This is a genomic window from Nocardia sp. NPDC046473, assembly GCF_040645995.1.
Taxonomy (GTDB): domain Bacteria; phylum Actinomycetota; class Actinomycetes; order Mycobacteriales; family Mycobacteriaceae; genus Nocardia.
In genome coordinates, this window is the sequence record NZ_JBEYZJ010000009.1 from 69,568 (window position 1) to 91,251 (window position 21,684).

The 21,684-nt window shown below is 67.2% G+C and carries 17 protein-coding genes; 10 read left to right on the plus strand and 7 right to left on the minus strand.

The window, feature by feature from the left end; translation table 11 throughout:
• Positions 1-78: 78 nt before the first annotated feature.
• Positions 79-2,919 (minus strand): tetratricopeptide repeat protein, encoded by a 2,841-nt coding sequence (locus ABZ942_RS30735; protein WP_357388096.1) that lies wholly within the window; start codon positions 2,917-2,919, stop codon positions 79-81.
• An 84-nt stretch (positions 2,920-3,003) separates the two neighbouring features.
• On the opposite strand from ABZ942_RS30735, the gene ABZ942_RS30740 reads away from it, so the two are divergent.
• Positions 3,004-4,362, plus strand: coding sequence for an MFS transporter (locus ABZ942_RS30740; RefSeq protein ID WP_357388098.1), 1,359 nt, complete (start codon positions 3,004-3,006; stop codon positions 4,360-4,362).
• Between the two features lie 34 nt (positions 4,363-4,396).
• Here ABZ942_RS30740 and ABZ942_RS30745 read toward each other — a convergent pair whose 3' ends face one another.
• Positions 4,397-6,328: an acyl-CoA dehydrogenase gene (locus ABZ942_RS30745; protein WP_357388100.1), complete on the minus strand. Its 1,932-nt coding sequence runs from the start codon at positions 6,326-6,328 to the stop codon at positions 4,397-4,399.
• Positions 6,329-6,434: 106 nt separating this feature from the next.
• Here ABZ942_RS30745 and ABZ942_RS30750 point away from each other — a divergent pair, with 106 nt between their 5' ends.
• Genes ABZ942_RS30750 through ABZ942_RS30760 form a run of 3 tightly spaced genes read left to right on the plus strand, consistent with a single transcriptional unit; the run spans position 6,435 to position 9,663 of the window.
• Entirely contained in the window at positions 6,435-7,088 is a 654-nt protein-coding gene (locus tag ABZ942_RS30750) for a TetR family transcriptional regulator (protein ID WP_357388102.1), read from the plus strand.
• Complete coding sequence (locus ABZ942_RS30755; RefSeq protein ID WP_357388104.1) at positions 7,088-8,032, plus strand: ABC transporter ATP-binding protein; 945 nt, start codon at positions 7,088-7,090, stop codon at positions 8,030-8,032. The genes ABZ942_RS30750 and ABZ942_RS30755 overlap by 1 nt, the downstream gene beginning before the upstream one ends.
• Positions 8,029-9,663, plus strand: coding sequence for an ABC transporter permease (locus tag ABZ942_RS30760; RefSeq protein WP_357388106.1), 1,635 nt, complete (start codon positions 8,029-8,031; stop codon positions 9,661-9,663). The genes ABZ942_RS30755 and ABZ942_RS30760 overlap by 4 nt, the downstream gene beginning before the upstream one ends.
• Before the next feature lie 61 nt (positions 9,664-9,724).
• On the opposite strand, the gene ABZ942_RS30765 is transcribed toward ABZ942_RS30760, so the two are convergent.
• Positions 9,725-10,573, minus strand: a complete 849-nt coding sequence (locus tag ABZ942_RS30765) for an LLM class F420-dependent oxidoreductase (protein ID WP_357388987.1) — start codon at positions 10,571-10,573, stop codon at positions 9,725-9,727.
• Positions 10,574-10,747: 174 nt separating this feature from the next.
• On the opposite strand from ABZ942_RS30765, the gene ABZ942_RS30770 reads away from it, so the two are divergent.
• Complete coding sequence (locus tag ABZ942_RS30770; protein ID WP_357388108.1) at positions 10,748-11,317, plus strand: cytochrome b/b6 domain-containing protein; 570 nt, start codon at positions 10,748-10,750, stop codon at positions 11,315-11,317.
• Here the strand turns inward: ABZ942_RS30770 and ABZ942_RS30775 are convergent.
• Positions 11,252-11,911, minus strand: a complete 660-nt coding sequence (locus tag ABZ942_RS30775; protein WP_357388110.1) for a phosphatase PAP2 family protein — start codon at positions 11,909-11,911, stop codon at positions 11,252-11,254. The genes ABZ942_RS30770 and ABZ942_RS30775 overlap by 66 nt on opposite strands.
• Before the next feature lie 299 nt (positions 11,912-12,210).
• On the opposite strand from ABZ942_RS30775, the gene ABZ942_RS30780 reads away from it, so the two are divergent.
• A complete protein-coding gene (locus tag ABZ942_RS30780) occupies positions 12,211-14,574 on the plus strand; it encodes a LuxR C-terminal-related transcriptional regulator (RefSeq protein ID WP_357388112.1) in 2,364 nt (787 codons plus the stop codon).
• Between the two features lie 6 nt (positions 14,575-14,580).
• On the opposite strand, the gene ABZ942_RS30785 is transcribed toward ABZ942_RS30780, so the two are convergent.
• From ABZ942_RS30785 to ABZ942_RS30795, 3 genes are all read right to left on the minus strand, one after another.
• A complete protein-coding gene (locus tag ABZ942_RS30785) occupies positions 14,581-15,462 on the minus strand; it encodes a nuclease-related domain-containing protein (protein ID WP_357388114.1) in 882 nt (293 codons plus the stop codon).
• Between the two features lie 114 nt (positions 15,463-15,576).
• Entirely contained in the window at positions 15,577-16,974 is a 1,398-nt protein-coding gene (locus ABZ942_RS30790; RefSeq protein WP_357388116.1) for a DUF2252 domain-containing protein, read from the minus strand.
• A gap of 84 nt (positions 16,975-17,058) precedes the next feature.
• A complete protein-coding gene (locus ABZ942_RS30795; protein WP_357388118.1) occupies positions 17,059-18,753 on the minus strand; it encodes a GMC family oxidoreductase in 1,695 nt (564 codons plus the stop codon).
• Between the two features lie 165 nt (positions 18,754-18,918).
• Between ABZ942_RS30795 and ABZ942_RS30800 the strand changes: the two genes are divergently transcribed.
• From ABZ942_RS30800 to ABZ942_RS30815, 4 genes are all read left to right on the plus strand, one after another.
• Entirely contained in the window at positions 18,919-19,569 is a 651-nt protein-coding gene (locus tag ABZ942_RS30800) for a CDP-alcohol phosphatidyltransferase family protein (protein WP_357388120.1), read from the plus strand.
• A gap of 82 nt (positions 19,570-19,651) precedes the next feature.
• Positions 19,652-20,050, plus strand: coding sequence for a glycine cleavage system protein GcvH (gcvH, locus tag ABZ942_RS30805; RefSeq protein WP_357388122.1), 399 nt, complete (start codon positions 19,652-19,654; stop codon positions 20,048-20,050).
• A gap of 169 nt (positions 20,051-20,219) precedes the next feature.
• Entirely contained in the window at positions 20,220-20,705 is a 486-nt protein-coding gene (locus ABZ942_RS30810) for an FHA domain-containing protein (RefSeq protein WP_040734653.1), read from the plus strand.
• Between the two features lie 94 nt (positions 20,706-20,799).
• The gene (locus ABZ942_RS30815; protein ID WP_357388989.1) at positions 20,800-21,594 is read left to right on the plus strand and encodes a MerR family transcriptional regulator; all 795 of its coding nucleotides are present in this window, start codon (positions 20,800-20,802) and stop codon (positions 21,592-21,594) included.
• Positions 21,595-21,684: the final 90 nt, after the last annotated feature.

Genomic DNA, 21,684 nt, shown 5'->3' on the forward strand with positions numbered 1-21,684 from the left:
GCTGACCCTACATTGTCGGCGTCCCTACTGTGACGCGTCAATGCATTGTCAACGCGCCACGCCGCCGAACTTATTCGATCATCTGGCGTTTTCAGCCTGTGTCGTCCATTCGGCAACATATCGGGTTATGTCCAGCGTGCCGCGGTCCTGCGGGCCGTAGAGGCGCACCCAGATCGCAGGTAGATCTGCGCCGAGATCGAGCGCGGCGGTGTAATCACCACGCCCGGCGTAGAACCGGGCCAGATCCCGTCTGGTCATGAGGGTGAACGGGTGCTCGATGCCGGAAACCTGCTCGCGCATGGCGAGCGCTTCGCGATAGAGCCGCGCGGCGCCATCGAGGTCACCGCAGGCCGCGGTCCACGATGCGAGATTGTTCTTAGCCCACATCGTGGTGCTGTGCTCGGGGCCGAGCGTACTCTCGCACAGCGGCACGAGCTCGAGCAACTGCTGTCGCGCCCGCTCCGGGTCGCCCGCTTCGCCGATCCAGCGCGCGTACTGGTCGCGGGAGTGCAGCACGTCGGGATGCGTTGGGCCGAGCAAACGTTCGAGCGGAGGTAGGAAGGCGGCGTATTGATCGCGCGCGCCGACGATATCGCCGGCCTGCCCGGTGCCGAAGCCGAGATCGGCGCGGATCCGCAGCTTCTCCCGTTCGTCCTGCTCCAGGTCCAACAGCTCGGTGAGCATCGCCACCCCTTGCTCGGCGCCACCGGTCTGGATGTGCCAGTTGGCGAGTTGCACTCGCGGCAACAGGGTCAGCGGATGATCGCGGCCGAACATCGCGGTGCAGTCCTCGACCAGTCCGGCGAACATGGCCCGCGCCGCGAACGGCTCGCCTGCCTCGCCGGTCCAGCGCGCGAAGCGGTCGCGGGCGGCCAGCACATCCGGGTGCTCGGGTGGCAGCGAGTCTTGGAAGGCCACCAGCCAGTTCGCCCAGGACGCTCGATTGTCTATCGGTCGCCGTTTGGTGTCCGCCGCGTCCAGGAATGTCAGTGCGCGAGCGGAGTTTTCGCTGGCCAGATAGTGCCGGGGCGCCGCGGTGTGCGCATAGACATCGATGTCGGGGCCGGTCACGGTGTCGAGTGCGTCGGCGAGTGCGGCATGTGCGTCGAACAGCGCGCTCGGCCATTGCGCGCAGACGACCTGCTGCAGCGAGCCGGTGAACGCCGCGTGGGACAGCCCGATTCGTTCCCTGTCCTGACCGGGATGGCCGCGCGCGACCAGTACACCGAGGTCGACGATCGCATCACGGAGTTGCGGCAGCGCTACCGGCCGGCCGAGTCGGCGCAGGGCCTCATGGATCAGCGACAAGGGTGCGGTCGGGCCGACGCCGACCGCCGCGAGCAGCGCACCGACGGGCAGTGCGAGATCGGCATGTACGGGGCGCTGCCGGGTCGTGTGGAATCGCTTGGCCACCAGGCTGTCCAGGTCGGTGCCATCGAGACGCGTTTCGCCCCAATCGATTTCGGTGATCAACCGGGGTATCAACCAGCCGCCGCGCACATCGTCGGGCAGTTCGTGGATGGCCTGATCGAGCCCGTCGGGTATGACGCTCGCAGTGCTGGTCAACTCCCGCAGCACCTCCCGTGCGGAGGGTGGTTGCAGGTGGACGCGCCGCGCGTGCGCGATATCCGGATGGTCTACCACGTCGGTCCCCGAGCGGATGCCGACGATCACCCGCACGTGGACCAATCGCGCATCGGTGGTGAGGGTGGCAATGGCCGCCACGACACTATTGCGACACCCCTCATCCGGTTGATCGAGGCCGTCGATCAGGATGCGGATACGTCGGCCTGCTGTCCGGAGCCGATGCAGGGGCCGGACGATCTCGATCTCGAAGGCGCTGAACCGCTCCCGGTCGGTCAGCTCGGCCTGCACCGCCTGTTGCGCTGCCGCGAACTCGGCGCCGAATCGCGCGCCGAGTTGGTCGCGCAGTTCGACGAGCACCGACTCGATGGTGCTGGTGACATCCAGAAACACTGCCGCCGTGATGAATTCGGCGGTCAGCGCGCCCAGTGTCTCGACAAGGGCCGGTCGGATGAGTAGCGACATCAACGTGGATTTCCCGGCACCCGCCGGTCCGATCAACGCCTGCAATCGGTCGCCGCTGGCCTCCACGATGTCGATGAGGGTCTCCTGCACGCCCGCGGTCAGCGAGACGCTGCGCACCAGGTGATCGACCAAACCTGTTGCGGGCCTGCCGGTCACCGCGTCCCGTGATCGGGATCGATTGGGCACCAACCAGAGTCCTTGGTCGCCGTGGCGCACCTGAGTCCCATTGAACGACAGGTGTCGAGGGGTCTGCTGCTGACACGCGCTGTTCAGCTCGGGGGTGAGGTCCGCGCACAGTAGGTTCGTGCCGCTACCCGGCAGGCCGGTATCGAAGGTGCGTAACAGTGTTCGACTGAAGCAGCCGTCGTAGGCATTGCCGTCATCGGACGCGACGAGCAATTCCATCCGGCCCGCCGACTTTTCCAGCATCCGCACCCAGCGGTTGCCCGCGCCGAGCGCACCCGTTCCCGCCTCGCACGCGTCGACGAGGACGATCAGCCCGTCCAGCGATCGCGTGTTGCTCAGTTGTTCGGCGATGGCATTGACCAGATGGAATCCGGAATCCGAATCCAGTGGCATGGTCGAATCGGCGGCCAGCAGATAGAAATCGTCGTCGTTGGTGGTGAACCCGTGGCCGATGAAGGCGATCAACAGCGTCGCACCCAGTTCGTCGGCCCGGCCGAACGCGGCCTTGATGCTGCGCTTGAGTTCGGCGATGGTCGGGTCGAGCACCGGGCCGTCCCCGATCGGGAGCCAATGACCGGCCGTGGTGAAGGTCGCGTACAGCCCCGTGGCCAGCTCGCCGGTAAACCCGAGCCGCGGAAACTCCACGCACTCGGAGGCGATGACCAGAGCCAACCTTTCCGCCATGAGAGAACTATCGGCGAGGGTGAGGCACGGCACAAGCGGTGGCATAGTCATGGGAGGAATTCGTGCGCGCGAGGGGAAACGGATATGGGCAACCCGGACACAGTGACTGGTGCGCGTTTCGCGCGGATCGTCGCCGCCAGTGTGGCCGGGACGACGATCGAGTTCTACGACTTCTTCCTCTATGGGCTGGCCGCGGCGCTGGTCTTCAACAAGGTCTTCTTTCCGGCGGATGATCCGCTGACCGGCGTGTTGCTGGCCATGGTCACCTACGCGGTCGGCTTTCTCGCCCGTCCGCTCGGTGGCGTGTTGTTCGGGCACCTCGGTGATCGGGTCGGGCGGCGTCGCACGCTGTCGATCACCTTGATGCTGATGGGCGGCGCGACGGTTGCGATCGGTCTCATTCCTTCTTACGCGAGCATCGGGGTCGCGGCGCCGATGCTGTTGGTACTGCTGCGATTAGTGCAGGGGCTGGCGCTGGGCGGGGAATGGGGCGGCGCGGTACTGCTGGTCGCCGAGCACGGGTCGGCGGCGCATCGCGGATTCTGGAGTAGCTGGCCGCAGACGGGCGGACCGCTGGGAAACCTGCTGGCCACCGGCGTGCTCGCGGTCCTCGGCCTCGGCGTTTCCAACACCGAATTCCAAGACTGGGGCTGGCGGATTCCGTTCCTGCTGTCGGTAGTGCTTGTCGCGGTGGGGATCTGGCTACGGCATGCGGTGGAGGAATCCCCGATCTTCCTGGAGGCGAAGCGGCGCAACGCGACTCGGGATGGACACGCGCCGGTGCGGATCGTAATGAGCCGCTACCGGAAGCAGGTACTGATGGCCGCGCTCGCCGATGTAGGGGAGAAGGCGACGTACTACACGTTCAGCATCTTCCTGCTCGCCTACCTCACCCAAGTCGTGCACGTGCCGAAATCCACCGCGCTGACCGCGATTACGATCGCGTCCGTCTTCCAAGCGATCGCGATCGTGCTCGGTGGCGCGGTGGGCGACCGGTACGGACGTCGGGTCTCCAGCGTGCTCCTCGCCGTACTGACCGGGGCGTGGGCGGTGGTCGCGCTGCCCTCGGTCGACACTGGCAATGCGGTGACGATCACCGTGGTCGTCGCCATCGGCCTCACCCTGCACGGCCTGCTGACGGGCGCACAAGCACCGTTCTTCGCCGAACTCTTCCCCAGTGAAGTCCGATACACCGGAGCATCATTGGGCTACCAGCTCGCCACCATCATCGGCGGCTCACTGACCCCGATCATCGGAGTCGCACTGCTGCACCGCTTCCCGTCCACCGTGCCCATCACCCTGCTGCTGTGCCTGATGCTGGCCTGCACCGCCGGAGCGTTCCTCTGGGCGGGCGAGACCCGAGGACGCGATCTACGTGATGTCGCAGCAGACACGACGGATAAGTCGCCGACCGATCAACGCCGATCGGCATCTACGTCCTGACCCCAGCCGGGGGCAGGACGTAGATGCCGGTGAACTAACCGCGCTCGAACACGCTCGCGTCGTCGAGCATGGCCGCGCGCAGCATGGACTCCGGGACGCCCATGCCCTCGACGAGGGTGAGGGCCTCCGGGCGCAGGCGGTCGACGAGTTCGTTGACCCCGCGCCGCACCGCCTTGGCCCGCTCGACCGACATGAACCGGTGCATGATGTACCAGTCCAGGTTCTCCTCCAGCGTGGCGTACACGTAGAGGTCGCAGACGGTTTCGGCGAGTTCGCGGGCTTCCGGATCCTGGATGCCTTCGATGCCTTCGATGAACGCCTCCAGGATCAGGCGGTCGATGTGCGCGGTGCCTGCGGTGAGGATGTGGTCCTGGGCGTTGTTGAACGCCTCGAACGGGGTGGTGTCCTTCGCGCGGGCGCGCAGGCGGTGACCGGCGGTGCGCACCAGGTACTCCTCGCGGTCGGCGAAGAGTTGCAGCTGTACCGCGCGGCGGGCCAGGTCGCCCTCGTCGACGGAGTCGTTCGAGCCGTCGCGCAGCCGCTGGATCAGCTGACGCACACCGGTTACCTTGCGGACCTCGTCACCGGCCATGGTGGCGGCGAACTTCACCCAGCCCAGCGCGTCGAGATCGCGCACCTCGTCGGAGTACGCGGTGAGCAGTTCCTTGGCGACCAGCTGGGTGAGCACCACGTTGTCGCCCTCGAAGGTGGTGAACACATCGGTGTCCGCCTTGAGGGTGACGAGCCGGTTCTCGGTCAAATAGCCTGCGCCGCCGCAGGCTTCGCGGCACTCCTGGATGCCGCGGGTGGCGTGGCGGGTCTGCGCGACCTTCAGGCCGGCCGCCCGCTTCTCCAGTGCCCGTTGCGAACTCGGGTTGAGATCCTGTCCGGTCTGCACGAGGTGCATCCGGCGCACCAGGTCGTTCTGGGCGAACGCCAGCGCATAGGTCTTGGCGACGAGGGGGAGTAGCCGCCGCTGGTGGCTGCGGTAATCGAGCAGGACCGTCTCCTGCCCGCTGTCCGGGTCGGAGAACTGCCTGCGCTTCAACGCATATCGAATGGCGATGCTCAGCGCGACCCTGGTGCCCGCGGCGGCCGCGCCACCCACGCTGACCCGCCCGCGCACGAGCGTGCCGAGCGTGGTGAAGAAGCGGCGGCTCGGGTTCTCGATCTCGGAGCTGTAGGTGCCGTCCGGCTCGACGTCGGCGTACCGGTTGAGCAGGTTCTCGCGCGGGATGCGCACCTGGTCGAACACGATGCGCCCGTTGTCGACGCCGGGCAGACCACCCTTGAGCCCGTCGTCGAAGGTGGTCACGCCGGGCAGATCCGCGCCGTTCTCGTCGCGGATCGCCACCAGCAGGCAGTGCACGCCACGGCCCTCGCCCTGGGTGATCAACTGCGCGAAAACCGCTGCCATTCTTGCGTGTTCGGCGGCACCGCCGATGTAGTCCTTGCGCGCCGACGGCGTCGGCGAGTGGATCACGAACTCCTGCGTGGCCGGGTCATAGGTCGCGGTGGTCTCGAGGTGGGCGACGTCGCTGCCGTGCCCGGACTCGGTCATCGCGAAACAGCCGAGCAGGTCGAGCGAGATGAGCCGCTTGATGTACTCGCGATGCCGCTCGGTGCCGAGGTTCTCCACCGCACCACCGAACAGTCCCCACTGCACGCCCGCCTTCACCCACAGCGACAGGTCCGCGTACGCGAGCATCTCCAGCCCGGTCACCGCGGCGCCCGGTTCGCTGGTGCCACCGTTCTCCCTGCGGAAACCGCGCTCGGCGTAGCCCATGGTCGCGATGACCCGCATCTGGTCGAGCACCCGCGCGCGGGCGGCCTTGTAGTCGAGGTAGGGGTCGCCGGCGAACGTTTCGCCCGCGAGCTGAGTGCGGGCCTGCTCCCGGATCTCGCCCCACGGTCCGTCCAATGCCGCGCGTAGGTGATCCGCCGTCGTTGCGATGCCGGTAGTCATAACTCGACATTAGCCCGCGCCGCGCCGACCAAACCGTGACTGTTGACACGACATTCCGGGCGGGGCTCTTGTGGTGGATTGAACGGGTGTTTAGTATATTGAACATGTGTTTAACGAACAGCCCGTATCGCAAGGACCCGCCACGGATCTGACCACGGCGGCGCGCATCCGCGACACCGCCATCGAAGTCTTCGGCGACGAGGGTTTCCAGGTCGGCGTGCGTGCGATCGCGAAGGCGGCGGGCGTTTCGCCGGGGCTGGTAAACCATCACTTCGGCTCCAAGGACGGCCTGCGCGCCGCCTGCGACGAGCGGGTGCTGCAACTGATCCGCGACGAGAAGCTCAAGGCGATCACCTCGAACAGCCTCGCGAAGGGCATGCTGGCCGCCCTGGCGGAGATCGAGCTGTACGGTCCGCTGGTCGCCTACATGGTGCGCAGCCTGCAGGCCGGCGGGCCGATGGCGCTGTCGCTGTTCGATCACATGGTCGAAGACGCCGAGACCTACATCCAGCAGGGCGTCGAGTCCGGCGCGATCAAGCCGAGCCGCGACCCGGCGGCGCGCGCCAGATACCTGATGACACTCAACGTCGGCGCGACCCTGCTCTGGATGCAGATGCACCAGCAACCCGGCGAAAAGCTCGATTTCCGTAAGGCCATTCGTGAGCTGACCGAAGAGCTCACACCCCCCGCTCTGGAGTTCTACACCCAGGGCCTGCTCACCGACCCCACGCTTTTGGACACCTTCATCAAGGAGCAATGATGTCCGAGGTCATTCACATCGAAGATCTCCGCAAGACATTCGGTCACGTCGCCGCACTGGACGGGCTGAATCTCGCTGTCAGAGAAGGGGAGATCCACGGCTTCCTAGGGCCCAACGGCTCGGGCAAGTCGACGACCATCCGGGTCTTGCTCGGCATCCTGCGCGCCACCTCCGGTCGAGCCGAACTGTTCGGCCGCGATCCGTGGGCCGACGCGGTCGCGCTGCACCACGAACTCGCTTATGTGCCAGGCGATGTCACGCTGTGGCCGTCGCTGTCGGGGGGTGAAACGATCGATCTGCTCGCTCGGATGCGCGGCGGCATCAACAAGGACCGCCGCGAGGAGCTGATCCAGCGCTTCGACCTCGACCCGCGTAAAAAGGCGCGCACCTACTCGAAGGGCAACCGGCAGAAGGTCGCGCTGATCTCGGCGCTCGCCTCGGACGTGCGGCTACTGCTGCTCGACGAGCCGACCTCGGGCCTGGATCCGTTGATGGAACAGGTGTTTCGGGAGTGCGTCGAGGAGGCCAAAGGACGCGGCGCCACGGTGCTGCTGTCGAGCCACATCCTGTCCGAAGTCGAGGCGCTGTGCGACCGGGTGACCATTATTCGGGCAGGCCGCACCGTGGAGAGCGGCTCGCTGTCGGAGATGCGGCACCTGTCCCGGACCTCGATCACCGCCGAATTGATCGGTGACCCAGGTGATCTCGGCCGGATTTCCGGTGTCGACGACATCCAGTGGGACGGTAAGACGCTGCGCTGCCAGGTGGACAGCGAACATCTCGGCGAGCTGATCCGACTGCTCGGCGACACCGGCGTGCGCAGCTTGACCAGTGCGCCGCCGACCTTGGAAGAGCTGTTCATGCGGCACTATCACGTCGACGGTGCGTCCGCGGCGCCCACGGCGAAGCATGCCGCAGGCAAGGCAGAGAAGGTGGGGGCATGACCACGATCACCGCCGACCGTGCCGCGGCGGCACCGTCTTTCGGTGATGTCACCGACTTCGCGGGTACCGGCCAGCTGCTGCGGCTGTACCTGCGCCGGGATCGGATAGTGCTGCCGCTGTGGGTGCTGCTGATCGGCGTGATGCCCGCGTTCCAGGTCGCGAGCATCAAGGGCCTTTACGGTAGCCAGGCCGAGCTCGACAGTTTCGCCAAGACCACCGCGAACAGTCCGGCGCTGCTTGCCATGTACGGACCGGTCTTCGGCACCGAGCTCGGCTCCATCGGCACCTGGAAAGCAGGCGCCATGTACACGATGATCGCCATCGCCACGGTGCTCACCGTCATCAGGCACACCAGGGTCGAAGAGGAAACCGGACGCGCGGAACTGGTGGGCGCCACCAGCATCGGCCGCTACGCCGGCCTGACCGCGGCGCTGGTGCTGACCTACGCGGGCTGCGTTGTCGCCGGAATCGTCTGTGCCGCTTCGCTGTACGGCGACAAGCTGGCTGCGGCGGGTTCGCTCGGCTGGGGCAGCGGGCTCGCCATGTCCGGCATCGTCTGGGCGTCGGTCGCCGCGGTCGCCGCACAGGTCAGCTCCGGTGCCCGCATCGCGCGCGGCATCGCCTTCGGCGCGCTCGGCGCCGCCTTCGCACTGCGCGCCGTCGGTGACGCGGGTAACGGTGTGCTGTCCTGGTTCTCGCCGATCGGCTGGTGCCTGCAGCTGCGCCCGTTCGCCACCGAACGCTGGTGGACGCTGCTCCCGCTGGCGGTGGTGGCAATCGTCGGGACCGGCGTGGCCTATCGCCTATTGAGTACCCGCGACACCGGGTCCGGTTTGCTGGCCGAACGCCTCGGCCCGCCTGCCGCCGATTCCGCGCTGTCCGGGCCGCTCGGGCTCGCCTGGCGGTTGCAACGGGGGACGCTGCTGGCCTGGATGATCGGTTTCGCCCTGTACGGGATGCTGATCGGCGGCGCGGTGAACAGCGTCGGTGACATGCTCAACGGCAGTCAGGCGGTCCGTGACGTGATCAGCAGGATGGGCGGCTCGTCGATGCTGCAGAACTCCTTCATCAACGCCGCGGTCACCATGCTCGCCGCCGCTGCCGCCGCGTACTCGATCTCGGCCACGCTGCGGCTGCACGAAGAGGAGTCGAGCGGTCGTGCCGAGGCTACCCTGTCCGGATCGGTGGGGCGTACCCGATATGCGTTGAGCCACATCGGATTCGCGCTGCTCGGCCCCGCGGTAGCGTTGCTGGTGGCCGGTGCCGCGGTAGGCGTCGTCTACGGCACGGTCTCGGGTGATCTCGGCGCGAAACTGCCACAAGCGATCGGCGCGGCAGCCGTGCAGGTGCCCGCGGTCTGGGTGGTGACCGGGATCGCCGTGGCGATCTTCGGTCTCGCCCCACGATTCACTCCGGTCGCCTGGGGCGTCCTGAGCGTCATGATCGTGATCTTCTTCATCGGCTCGCTCGACGGGCTGCCGCAGTGGGTCGTCGACGTCGTGCCGTTCGTCCATCCGCCGAAGGTGCCCGGTGCGGAATTCCAACTGGCTCCGGTGCTTTGGCTGCTGGTGATCGCCGCGGCGCTGCTCGCGGTGGGCATCGGTGCGTTCCGTAGGCGAGATCTGCGCTGAGCAGTTCGATAGCGGCCTGCGCGTGTTGAGTGCGCGCGGGCCGTTATCGCGTCCGTGTCGCTCAGGCGGTGAGGCCGAGCTTTCCGGCGAGCCGGTCGAGGTAGGCGCGCACTTCGTCCGTCGACCGGTCGGGCATACCGAAAACTGCTTCGGTGACGCCGGATTCGGCCCACTGCGCCAACTGAGCCGGGTTCGGTTTGCCCGCGAGCGCGATGACCTCGGGGGTGCCCTCGCGGCCGTGTTCGCGCCAGATCCGGTGCAGCAGTGCGATCTTGTCGGCCACGCCGTCCTCGGTGGGGGTGGTGATCCACCCGTCCGCGTTCTTGGCCAGCCAGGTGAACGACTTCTCGGTGCCCGCCGCGCCGAGATGCACCGGGATCCGCTTCTGGATCGGCTTGGGCCAGGACCAGCTGGCGCCGAAGTTCACGAATTCGCCTGCGAAGCTGGCTTCTTCGTCGGTCCAGATGGCGCGCATCGCGTCCAGGTGTTCGCGCAGTACCGTGCGGCGCTTGGCCGGCGGCACGCCGTGGTGGGCGAGTTCGTCGGTGTTCCAACCGAATCCGACGCCGAGGCGGACCCGGCCGCCGGACAGGTGGTCCAGCGAGGCGATGGTCTTGGCCAGGGTGATCGGGTGGTGTTCGGCGGGCAAGGCCACCGCCGTGGACAGGCCGATCCGGCTCGTCACGGCGGCGATGGTCGCCAGCGCCACCCAGGGATCGAGGGTGCGTAGATACCGGTCGTCCGGCAGGCTCGCATCACCGGTCTGTGGATGTGCCGCCGCCCGCACCACCGGGATGTGCGTGTGCTCCGGCACGTAGAACGTGTCGAAACCGGCACCCTCGGCGGCCACCGCCGCGTCCTGGGGCGTGATGCCTCGATCGCTGGTGAACAACACAATCCCGTACCGCACCGTACGCGCTCCCATCCATTAAACTAGAACAAGTTCTACCACCTTTCCGGACTGGTACCAAGGGTTTGCCACGCATCGACCCGCCGCACTGAACTGTTCGCCCGCCGCGTTCGTGTCATGACTGTGCTGAGGTCACGGGCGAACTCCGGGCCGGATTGTGGCGGGAGAATACGTATGGGCACCGAGATCGTCCGGTTCGACGCGGTGACCAGGGTGGTGCACTGGCTGATGGCGGTGCTGGTAGTGACGGCGCTGGTCGCGGGTGCGGGGATGGTGCACTGGTGGGGCGAGAGCGTGGCGCTGCGGACGTTGCATATGACGGTCGGTGTCGGCGTGCTCGGGTTCGCGGTGGTGCGGGTGGTGAACCGGGTGCTGCGGCGCGGGCCCGGCGCGTTCGAGCGGCTCGGGCCGATCGAACGATGGGTGGCGGGTGCGTCCGAAATCCTCATGTACGCACTGCTTCTCGCGCAACCGCTGATCGGCTGGGCGATGGTGTCCGCGTCCGAGGGAGAGGTGCAACTGGCCGGTGGTGTCGAACTTCCCGCCTTGGTGCCCGCTGACTGGCAGCTATACGAGCGTCTGCGGCCCCTGCACACGTACTTCGGTTACGCCTTGCTCACGGTGTTCGCCGCACACATCTGTGCGATCGCCTTCCATTCGCTGGTCCTGCGCGACGGCCTACTGAGTCGGATGCTGTTCGGCAGCAGGCGCGTCGCTGCGGTCCTGGCGTCTATCGATGAATAGCTGCGCCGGCCAGCAGAGCGCCAGCACCATCGCGATGGCCGCGGCGGCACCGCCGATGATGTCGGTGGGCAGGTGGTAGTCGAGCCCGACCATGCCGACGGCCGCCATGAGCAGCGAGAGCACCGCGACCACGAACGTGATGACCCGAACCCGGACCGAATCGACCAGCACGATGAACGCGGTCGCGATCGCGACCAGATGTACGGTGTGCCCGCTCGGATAGGCGAGATAGTCGTGCAGGTGCCGATCCCAGAGCGGCTTCCACAGCACGCTGTTGAGACCGAGGGCGAGTTCCGGAACCGCCACCATGACGGCGGCGCGCCACCACTGACCGCGGTAGCCGAACCACGCGCTCGCGAGCAGCAACAGCGGCAGGAGGATGTAGGCGTTGCTGGGCACGACCAGCGCCTGGTAGATGCCGGGCCGGGTGTCGAGCGCCGAGTGGATCGGTGTGGCGAGGGCGCGATCGAACGCTGTTGCGCCGCCGTCGGGCGGGAACGTCACGGGCAGCAGAACCGTGACAGAGCCGCCCAGTGCGATGCCGCCGAGCCGGAGCAAGCCCTCGAGCCTGGTGTCTTGCCGTAGTCCGCCCACCTGTCGACGATAGCTACTGACAAGTTCTTGCTACCCGGCCGAGGGTGGGCGGAGAAGTCAGTGGTTACTCGACTGTGCGCGGCGGCAGCGGGTGTACATTCGAAATCTTCGCGGCCCCAGGCCAACTCGGAGATCCGTTAATGCCTCGCGACGCTGCGGGGTCTTGGTATCGTCGTAATAGATCGGTGAACATTCGGGTTCACCGATCTACTGTTCTCGGCTCGGTCGGCCTGGATGCAATGTGGCTCGGGCGCAGTTCATGCGGTCGTCTCAGTCGTGGCTGTGACTGAGAGGTGCCCATGGGTGATGACGTCCGGCTTTCCCTCGCCGGAACCTATCGGCTTCCGACGATGGTCGGGCGGTCGGCCGAACTGGCCGAGCTCGGCCGATTACTCGTCGATCCTCGGGTCCGGCTGCTCACCCTCACCGGCACCGCCGGGGTAGGTAAATCCAGGCTAGCTCGAGAAGTGCTGTCGGACAGCATGTTCCACGAAGAACTCGGCGCGGTGATCGATCTCGGCGAGTGTGCCGATCGAGCAGGCGCATGGAACACGGTGTTGGACAAGGTAAGTCGCCGCCCGCTCGACGCCGTACCGCATAGCCTCGGCCCGGTGGAAGCCTTGGCCGTGCTGGCCGCCGAGATCGGCACCGGTCGAGCAATCCTGTTGCTGGACAACTGCGATCGGGTCGTCGAGCGGATCGCCGCCGATGTGGCCCGACTGTCGGAGCATTGCCAGCATCTGGTCGTCGTCGCGACCAGCCGGGTCCCACTCAACCTGTATCGCGAATGCGTACTGTGCGTGCGCCCATTGCGCACCGGCCGCGACCCGGGTTCGGCCACCCAGCTGTTGCTCGACAGCATCGACAGCCACTACCGCGGCACGACCGCGGTGGCCGACCGGTTGGTCCTCGACGAGATCGTGCGCGAGCTCGACGGTGTACCGCTGGCGATCGAACTCGCGGCTGGTTCGATCGCCCGGATAGGCCCGGTGCGCACCCTGCGCCGCATCGAAGCGGGCGCGGACCTGCAGTCACCTTCGTATGTCGACGTGCCCGAACGCCACCGGACGCTGCACGGCTCGATCGAGTGGGGCCTGGACGACGTCGCCCCCGAGGTGCTCGACCTGTTGCTCCGGCTCTCGCTGTACGAGTCGGTGATCGATACCGACATCGCCTGTCTGGCGGCCGGGACCAGCGCGGAACAAGCCACCACCGCGCTGGCCGAGCTGGTCCAGCGCAGTCTGCTCGACCACACGTCCAGCGGGACGCACGGACACAGCTACCGACTCTTCGCCACCGTGCGCGCCTACTGCCGTCAGGTGCTCGCCGCTGATCCGTTGCGCGCCAAGGCGATCCGTGACGACCACGTAGACCGGCTGGGTCAGCTGGCGGCACTCGTCCGCCCCCGGTTCGACGAGCGCGAGCACCGGGCAGCGGCGATGGCGGCCACCGGCAAACAGATCGTGGACTACCGCTCGGCGGTGCACTATCTGATCGACACGGGACGGCCGGAACGCGCCGTGCGCCTCGCCGCTGACCTGGAATCGGCGTGGATCCAGCACGGCTACCAGTCCGAGCTGGAGTCGGTGCTGGCCGACGTGCTGGCGACGAGCGACCGCGGCGGCGCGTCGCCCGATGTGGCGGCGCTGTGCCTGGAGGTACTCGGCACCTGGGCGGCCAGGTCGGGGCGATTACGCCGCGCGGCCGAGCTGCTGACGAATTCGATTGCCGCATACCGTCGTTCCGACCGGCACATCGATGCGACCCGGCTCATCGTGGTACTGGTCGCGGTGCTGATCTCGCTGGGCGACCGGGCGGCTGCCAAGGACCAGCTGAGCGCGGCGGCGCCGTACGCCGACGGGCTCACCGGGCCATGGCCGAGCCGATTCCAAGGCGCGCTGATGCTGCTGCGCATTCCGGAACCGCCGATCCGCGACGCCGAGCTCCTGGCCAAGTTGCGGGATCGGGCCAGGTGGCTGGACAGCACGGCGCGGCTGATCGGACTGAATACGCTGGCGCGCACACAGATCGGGCCGCAGACCGCGGATCGTGCCCAGTCGCTCTACCGGGAGAACTTGGCCGACGCCGATCTGGAAACCCAAGTCCTGCAGGCGATCGTCGCGACAGAGGGCTGCGCGATGGCCTACGACGCGGCGGGGGCCGAGTTCGCCGCACCGATGCTGACCCTGCTGCTCGCGACCCGGCAGCTACGTGCCACCCACGGCATACCGCAACTAGGCGCGGGCGATCGGCTGCCGAGCGTATCGGATCACCGAAACATCGTCGGCGAGAGCAAATTTCGCGAGATCAAGCGGAAGGCGGAGGCAATGACCCTCGCCGACGCGGTGGCCTACGCCTGCACCGGCCCGACCCTGCGCAACCTGGATGAATCCCCGCTCGCCGCACTGACCAAACGGCAGCGTGAGACCGCCAGGCTGGTCGCCACCGGCATGACCAATCGGATGATCGCCACCGAGCTGGGGATCTCGGAGTGGACCGTGGTCAATCACGTGCGCCAGGTGATGCTCAAGCTCGGCTGTCCGTCGCGACTGCACGTGGCGCTGCTGGTGGAACGCGACGCGCAGCCCGTGCCGGACGACATCGCCAAGGCCGATCCGGTGCTCGACGAGCTGCCGCGAATCACCGTGGCGCGCAAGGCCTGAGCCGAATCAGGGGCCGTAGGTCAAGATCGCGCTGATGACGAACCACAGCACCCAGGCGAACGCGATCAGCATGCCGACCGCGAGGGTGATCCGCATGAAGGCGCGACCGAAATCCATGTCGCGGGTTTCCCGGGGATACAGCTTCCACGGGCTGTACCACGGCGCCTCGACCGCGTAGACGGGCCGGTGCGCCTCGCGCTCGGCCTGCGCCAGCTCCTCGGCGTAGGCCTCGGCCTGCGCCTGGTTCGGGCCGCCGTGCCACAGCGTGATGTCGATCGGGCCGAGGAAACCCTCGTTCAGCAGCTCCTGCGGGGCGGGCAGGTAGGGCAGGATGCCGAGGCCGCGGAAGGCGATGGCGACGTCGTTGGCCGTCCAGAGGTGCTTCTCCTCCTCGGCGAGCGCGTCGAAGTAGTGCCGCAGCCTGCCCGGATCGTCGCCGAGGATCACGTCGAAGCTCGGGTCGCTCCAGGCCTGCTGGATCTTCAGCTCGGCCCCGCGCAGCGGGACGACCAGCGCGAGCCCGTGCACCGCGCGCTGACCGAGGCCGCGCGCGGCCAGCCAGTTCTGCAGCGCGAAGGTGTGCTCGCGGGACTTCTCCAGCGGCGTGCGCCGGTCCCGGCCCTCCATCGCGGCCGGGTCGCCGTTGATCGTCCACTGGCCGTTGAGCGGGATCTCCAGCACGCCGTCCTGCCGGGCGACCAGCGCCTCGGCCTCGATCACCACGCAACTGGTCGGCGTCCACACCACCGCGTCGAACTGGTGCAGCCGATCCTTGTGGAACAGACTGCAGTTGATCGTGGCGACGCCCTTCGGACTGCCCGCGTCCTTCCAGGTGCGCAACCAATCGATCAGCGCCCGCTCGGCATTGGTGCCTGCGGCGTTCTGCACTCGCACGAGCATTAACGACCGCCCTTCACGTCGACACTCGACAGTGCTCAGGATACGAGGTGTTCGGGCGAATTCGCCGCGCTCATGGCAACAGTCGGCGTGTTGGTAGTCGGATCACTCCGGTTCCTCGGCCGCGATCCGGCCCGCCTTGACCGCATCGACCAGTGTGGCGTGGTCGGATTCGGTGCGGTCGGCATAGCGGACCGCGAAATCGGCGACCGCGTCGTCGAACCGCTCGTCGTCGCCCAGATAGCCCGCGAGCAGGCGCGGATCGAGTGAGCGCGAATGCGCGCGGGCCAGCAGCGCACCGGCCAGCCTGCCGTAGTCGTCGAGGTCGGTGGCGGACAGGCCCGCCGGGTCGATGCTGCCCTTCAGATTGCGGAATTGCCGGACGATGAAGGGCAATTCGGTGCCGCCGCCGGTCGGGTCGACACTGGTCCAGCCGAGCAGGATGTCGCTCTCCGACTGAACCAGCCTGGCGCCCTGCACGATTCGCTTGCCCTCGTGCTTCGGCGGCGGCGCGGGCAGGTACGGCGCGAGCGCGGACGGATTGGCCTGCTTGATCTGCAACACCAGGGCCTCACCCTCGTTGCCGTGCAGCAGTGCGACATAGGTGTGCAGGCCGACGCTGCCGGTGCCGACGATGCGGAAGGCGATGTCGGACACCGCGAATCGGGCGAGCAGGTTGCGCCGGGACACCCGCAACGTGTCGGCGTAGCGCTGCAGCCCGTCGGTGATCGCCGTCGCGACCTGCTCATCGACCGGGGTGAGAATCGGTGGGTCGCTGATGAATCGGTGCTTCTTGACGCCGGTCTCGTGGTCCTCGAGGTGTTCGGTCCACTTGGCCACGACCTTGGCGCTGGTGTTCTTGCGCGCCTTCTTCGCGGCCTTCTTGAAGTCGTCGATCAGGTCGTGCGCCGCGGCCTGATCGAGCACCGACTCGTCGGGCAGCGCACTCCACGATTCCAGGAACGGCTGCGCGGCGAGATGCGCTGCCGCGAGGCGGTAGGCGCGCGCGGCGTCGTGCGCGGCGGCGCGGCAATCGTCCTCGCGCGTACCGCTTTCCCGGCCCGCGAGCACCAGGCTGGCCGCCAAGCGGTCCAGATCCCACTCCCACGGCCCGACGATGGTCTCGTCGAAATCATTGATGTCCATGATGATTTCGCCGCGTGGCGTGCCGTACAGGCCGAAGTTCGCGGCATGCGCGTCGCCGCAGAGCTGGGCGGTGAGCCCGGTGTCGGGTCCATCGGCCAGATCGGCGGCCATCAGTCCGGCCGCGCCACGGTAGAAAGTGAACGGGGACGCGATCATCCGGCCGATCCGCAGCGGCACCAGGTGGGCGAGCCGGCCCGCGTTGCTCGCCTCGATGAAGTCGAGCACCTCGGGCCGCCCCGTTCCTTCGGCCGCCCGATCACGAGCGGTGACCGGAACCCGGTCGCGCACGGCCTTGCCGCGGGCACGCACGTCGGCCGCGGGGATGTAGGAGCGTAGATCGATAGGACTGTCTGACACGTTGCCGACGCTAGCGGGTGTCAGCGCCTGAGACGGTGTCGGTTTCGCCACGTTCGACCGTTGCCGGGCATGCCGCCCGGGGTCTCAGTTCGCAGGCACCGCGGGATCGACGGGGGTGATCGGCAGGCGCAGCGCGCCGGGCGCGGCCGCGGGCACCGCGGGCTGCTTCGGCGCCACGGCGGCGATGCGCCGGTACGCCGCCCCGAGCTCCGGCCGCGGATCGGCCTCGTTCTTGTTGGGCCAGAACGCCATTGCCCGCTCCGCCTGCGCGGTGATGGTGAGTGACGGGTTGACGCCCAGGTTCGCGGTCACCGCCGACCCGTCCGCCACATGCAGCCCGGGATGGCCGAACACTCGCTGGTACGGATCGACCACCCCGGTTTCCGGGGTGTCACCGATGACACAGCCGCCGATGTAGTGCGCGGTCGCCGGGATGTTGAACACATCCATCACCAGCCCGTGCGTATCGCCCTGCACCTTCTCGCCGAACCGGCGCCCGATGTCGTGCGCCATCGGGATCCAGGTCGGGTTCGGTTCGCCGGTGCCCTGTTTCGTCTTGAGCAACCCGCGCTTGCGGAACGAGGTCAGCGAGTTGTCCAGCGACTGCATGACCAGCAGGATCACCGACTTCTCCGACGCGTGCCTGGCATTGAGGCTGCGCAGGAAGACCAACGGATGCAGCACCATCGCCAGCAGGAAGCGCAGGAACCGGAACGCGCCGCCGTCCACGATCGGCACCGACATCGGGAACAGCGCGTTCTGTCCCTTGCCGTAGTGGCACACCTCGATGTGGGTGTCCGCGGCCGGATGGATCGAGGAGGTGATCGCGATGCCCTCGGCGAAGTCGCGGCGCGCGCGGCTCACCACATTGAGGATTGCCTCGGAGTTGCTGCGGGTGAGCTCGCCCAGCCGGGGCGAGAGGTGCGGCAGCACCGCGTCGTCGCGCATCTTGTGCAGCAGCTTCTGGGTGCCGAGCGCGGCGCCGGCGAACACCACCTGCTCGGCGGTGAAGGTCTTGCGCTGCTTGCGGATCCAGTGGTCCGAGCGTTCGGTTTCCACCGCGTAACCGCCATCGGGCAGCGGCCGCACCACGGTCGCGGTGGTCAGCGGATGCACCTCGGCGCCCGCCTGTTCGGCGAGGTAGAGGTAGTTCGTGGTGGTGGTGTTCTTCGCGTTGTTCGGGCAGCCGGTGAAACACCGCGCGCAGTGCACGCAACCGTTCCGCCGTGGGCCGACACCGCCGAAATACGGGTCGTCGACCTCGGTGCCCGGATCGCTCTCGTTGAAGAACACCCCGACGTTGGTCGGATGGAAGGTGTCCGCGACGCCCAGATCGTCGGCGATCTCGCGGATCACCTCGTCGGCCGGGGTCATGCGCGGATTCGGCGCCACGCCGAGCATCCGCTGCGCCTGGTCGTAATACGGGGCCAGCTCCGCCCGCCAGTCGGTGATGTGCGCCCACTGCTTGTCGGTGTAGAAATTCGGCAGGGGCTCGTAGAGCGTGTTGCCGTAGATGAGTGAGCCGCCGCCGACACCCGCGCCGGAGAACACCGCGCACTTGCCGAGGATGCTGATCCGCTGCGGGCCCGTGAGTCCCAGTCGTGGCGCCCAAATCGACTTGCGCACATCCCAATTAGTGTTCGGGATGTCCTCGGCATTCCAGCGCCTGCCCGCCTCGAGCACGCCGACCCGATACCCCTTCTCGGTCAACCGGAGCGCGCTCACGCTGCCGCCGAATCCGGAGCCGATCACCACCACGTCGTAGTCGTATGCGGGCATGACTTCCTCTCGCTCACCGGACGTCCACCGTACCGACAGATGAGATGATTTCATACTCATTCTGTCACCGCCGGGCTGTGGTGCAAACCATCCTTGCACGGAGATATCGAGAAAACCGGCGTGCCCGGATGGCGTGGACCGGGGTCGGTGCGGTAAGCACGGGGCGTGACAACCGAATCGGGCACAACGGAACCGGAGGAGCGCGCCGACACCGACGGCGCGACCGGCGGCGTCTTCGACGACCGCATCCTCACGGTCCCGAATGTCCTGAGTTTCGTGCGCCTGCTTGGCGTTCCGGTGTTCCTGTGGCTGCTGCTGGTCGAGCATGCCGACGGCTGGGCGTTCGTGCTGGCCTTCGCCAGCGGCCTGACCGACTTCCTGGACGGCAAGCTGGCCCGCCTGCTCGATCAGTCCTCGCGCCTTGGCGCCCTGCTCGATCCGTTCGTGGACCGGTTGTACCTGGTGACGACCCTGGCGGCGTTCGTGATCCGCGGCCTGATCCCGTGGTGGGTGGCGGTGATCCTGGTCGGTCGCGACCTGATCCTCACGCTCACGTTGTCGGTGTACAAACGCCGCGATCTACCCCCGCCCGAGGTCATCTATCTGGGCAAGGCGGCGACCTTCGCGCTGATGTCGGCGTTCGTCTGGTTGCTGGCCGGGGAGATGGATTGGGCGCTGGACGGTTTCGGGCGTGCCTTCGGCGGGGCATTACTGGTCTGGGGCACGGCGGTGTATGTATGGACCGGCTTGCTCTACACCGGTAAGGCGATCGCCATCGCTCGCTCGATACCGGCTGTGGCACACCGCTCGACCTGACCGACGGCGTCGGGTCGAACATTGTCTCAACCCTCGCATAGAGTTGCGCGCACACGATCACAACGGAAAGGACGGACGGCCTGTGACCCAGACCCCCGAAGATCTGCGCTACACCGAAGAGCACGAGTGGGTGCAGCGGATCAGCCCGACCCGGGTTCGGGTAGGCATCACCGATTACGCCCAGTCCCAACTCGGTGACGTGGTGTTCGTGCAGCTGCCCGAGACGGATAAGGACGTCGCCGTCGGGGACAGCATCGCGGAGGTCGAGTCGACCAAGAGCGTGTCCGACATCTACGCGCCGATCGCGGCGAAAGTTGTTGCGGTGAACGATGTTCTGGTGCAGGAGCCGGAGACGCTGAACACCGATCCGTACAGTGACGGATGGCTGTTCGAACTCGAGGTCGCGGACGCCGCCGGCCTCGACAAGACCCTTGATGAACTGTTGGATGCGGCAGGTTATCAAGGAGTTATCGGGGGCTGAATCAGCCTTCCCGGTTCTACCTGCACGGGTACGCCCTGGCAGGGTACGGTCAATGCCAACAGATGCGCCGACAGTCATTGTCGCCGAATCTAGGGACTCGACGGCAGGTCGTGGTGCCACAGGTATCACCTGCTTGCATGGATAATCAGGTTCGAGGAGGAGAGAAACGGTGAGCGAGAACAAAGACCCGGGTTACGGGGAGACCGCGGCCGAGACGACGTCGGTCTTCCGCGCGGATTTCCTGAACGAGGTCGACGCGTCGCGCTCCGGAGAGCCGACCGGTGAACAGCCGGTCCAAGGGGTCGAGGGTTTGCCCGTTGGCGCAGCCCTCCTGGTCGTCAAGCGCGGGCCGAACGCCGGCTCGCGATTCCTGCTGGATCAGCCGACTACGTCGGCGGGCCGCCACCCCGACAGTGACATCTTTCTCGATGACGTCACCGTCAGCCGTCGGCATGCCGAGTTCCGTCAGGACGACGACTCGTTCCAGGTTGTCGATGTCGGCAGCCTGAACGGCACCTATGTGAATCGGGAGCCGGTGGACTCCTCGGAACTCCAGAACGGCGACGAGGTACAGATCGGTAAGTTCCGTCTCGTGTTCCTCACCGGACCGCGGGCCCAGGTCAACGAGCCGTCTGCGGGTGCAGGGAGCCTATGAGCACGCGGCGCTGGGTTCTTTCTCCTCATGAAGGGCTCGGGGTCATGAAGGACTCAGCGCTGTGACCGGCGCGGCGCAGTGGGCGCGCGGAGGCATGTCGATCGGCTCCGTGCTCGACCTGTTGCGCCCGGATTTTCCGGACGTCACCATTTCGAAGATCCGCTTCCTGGAAGCGGAAGGCCTGATTCGGCCGGAGCGCACGCCTTCGGGCTACCGCAGATTCTCCATCGCCGATTGTGAACGGCTTCGGTTCGTGCTGACCGCGCAACGCGATCAGTACCTGCCGCTGAAGGTGATCAAGGAACAACTCGAAGCGATCGACAGCGGTGCGGCGACGCTCGGTGTGCGGGAAGCCCGCGCCCGGGCGCACTCCGGCCGTACGGGTGCGTCGGAGTCGGCGGTCGCCGACTCCGAGCATCCCACCGCGCCTGGCGGGAACAGGAACGGCGCCACGGCGCCGAGGAGGCTCGGCGTGGTGCCCAGCGAGATTTCCCCCGACGATCTGCGCTTCGATCACGAAATCCGCATCACCCGCGTGGATCTGCTGGCGCAGGCCGAGATCGACGAGGCCTTCCTCAACGACCTGATCCGGGCGAACCTGATCACTCCCGGCGCCGCCGGTTTCTTCGACGGCGACGCGGTGACGCTGGCCAAGACCGCCAAGGCGATGGCCGAATTCGGTTTGGAGGCACGGCATTTGCGTGCGTTCAAGCTGGCCGCCGATCGCGAGGCCGCGCTGGTGGCACAGATCGCCGCCCCGATCGCGAAGAGCCGCGACGCCGGCGCGCGCGCCCGAGCCGAAGAAACGGTGCGCGAACTCGCGGCGCTGTCGCTGACGCTGCACGCGTGTCTGGTGAAGTCGTCGGTGCGGACGTCGCTGGGCGGCTGAACATCCCGGTTGAATCGCCGACGCGGAATCCGTGTCATGTTGCGGTGAGCCAACACGCCGATTTCGGCTGTGCACACCGATCGCTGCACC

Excerpts from the sequence above, each read along its gene's own strand:
- ABZ942_RS30770 (WP_357388108.1), top strand. The coding sequence starts at position 10,748 with ATGGGCACCGAGATCGTCCGGTTCGACGCGGTGACCAGGGTGGTGCAC.
- ABZ942_RS30760 (WP_357388106.1), top strand. The coding sequence starts at position 8,029 with ATGACCACGATCACCGCCGACCGTGCCGCGGCGGCACCGTCTTTCGGT.
- ABZ942_RS30735 (WP_357388096.1), bottom strand. The coding sequence starts at position 2,919 with ATGGCGGAAAGGTTGGCTCTGGTCATCGCCTCCGAGTGCGTGGAGTTT.
- ABZ942_RS30740 (WP_357388098.1), top strand. The coding sequence starts at position 3,004 with ATGGGCAACCCGGACACAGTGACTGGTGCGCGTTTCGCGCGGATCGTC.
- ABZ942_RS30745 (WP_357388100.1), bottom strand. The coding sequence starts at position 6,328 with ATGACTACCGGCATCGCAACGACGGCGGATCACCTACGCGCGGCATTG.
- ABZ942_RS30795 (WP_357388118.1), bottom strand. The coding sequence starts at position 18,753 with ATGCCCGCATACGACTACGACGTGGTGGTGATCGGCTCCGGATTCGGC.
- ABZ942_RS30755 (WP_357388104.1), top strand. The coding sequence starts at position 7,088 with ATGTCCGAGGTCATTCACATCGAAGATCTCCGCAAGACATTCGGTCAC.
- ABZ942_RS30815 (WP_357388989.1), top strand. The coding sequence starts at position 20,800 with ATGTCGATCGGCTCCGTGCTCGACCTGTTGCGCCCGGATTTTCCGGAC.
- ABZ942_RS30780 (WP_357388112.1), top strand. The coding sequence starts at position 12,211 with ATGGGTGATGACGTCCGGCTTTCCCTCGCCGGAACCTATCGGCTTCCG.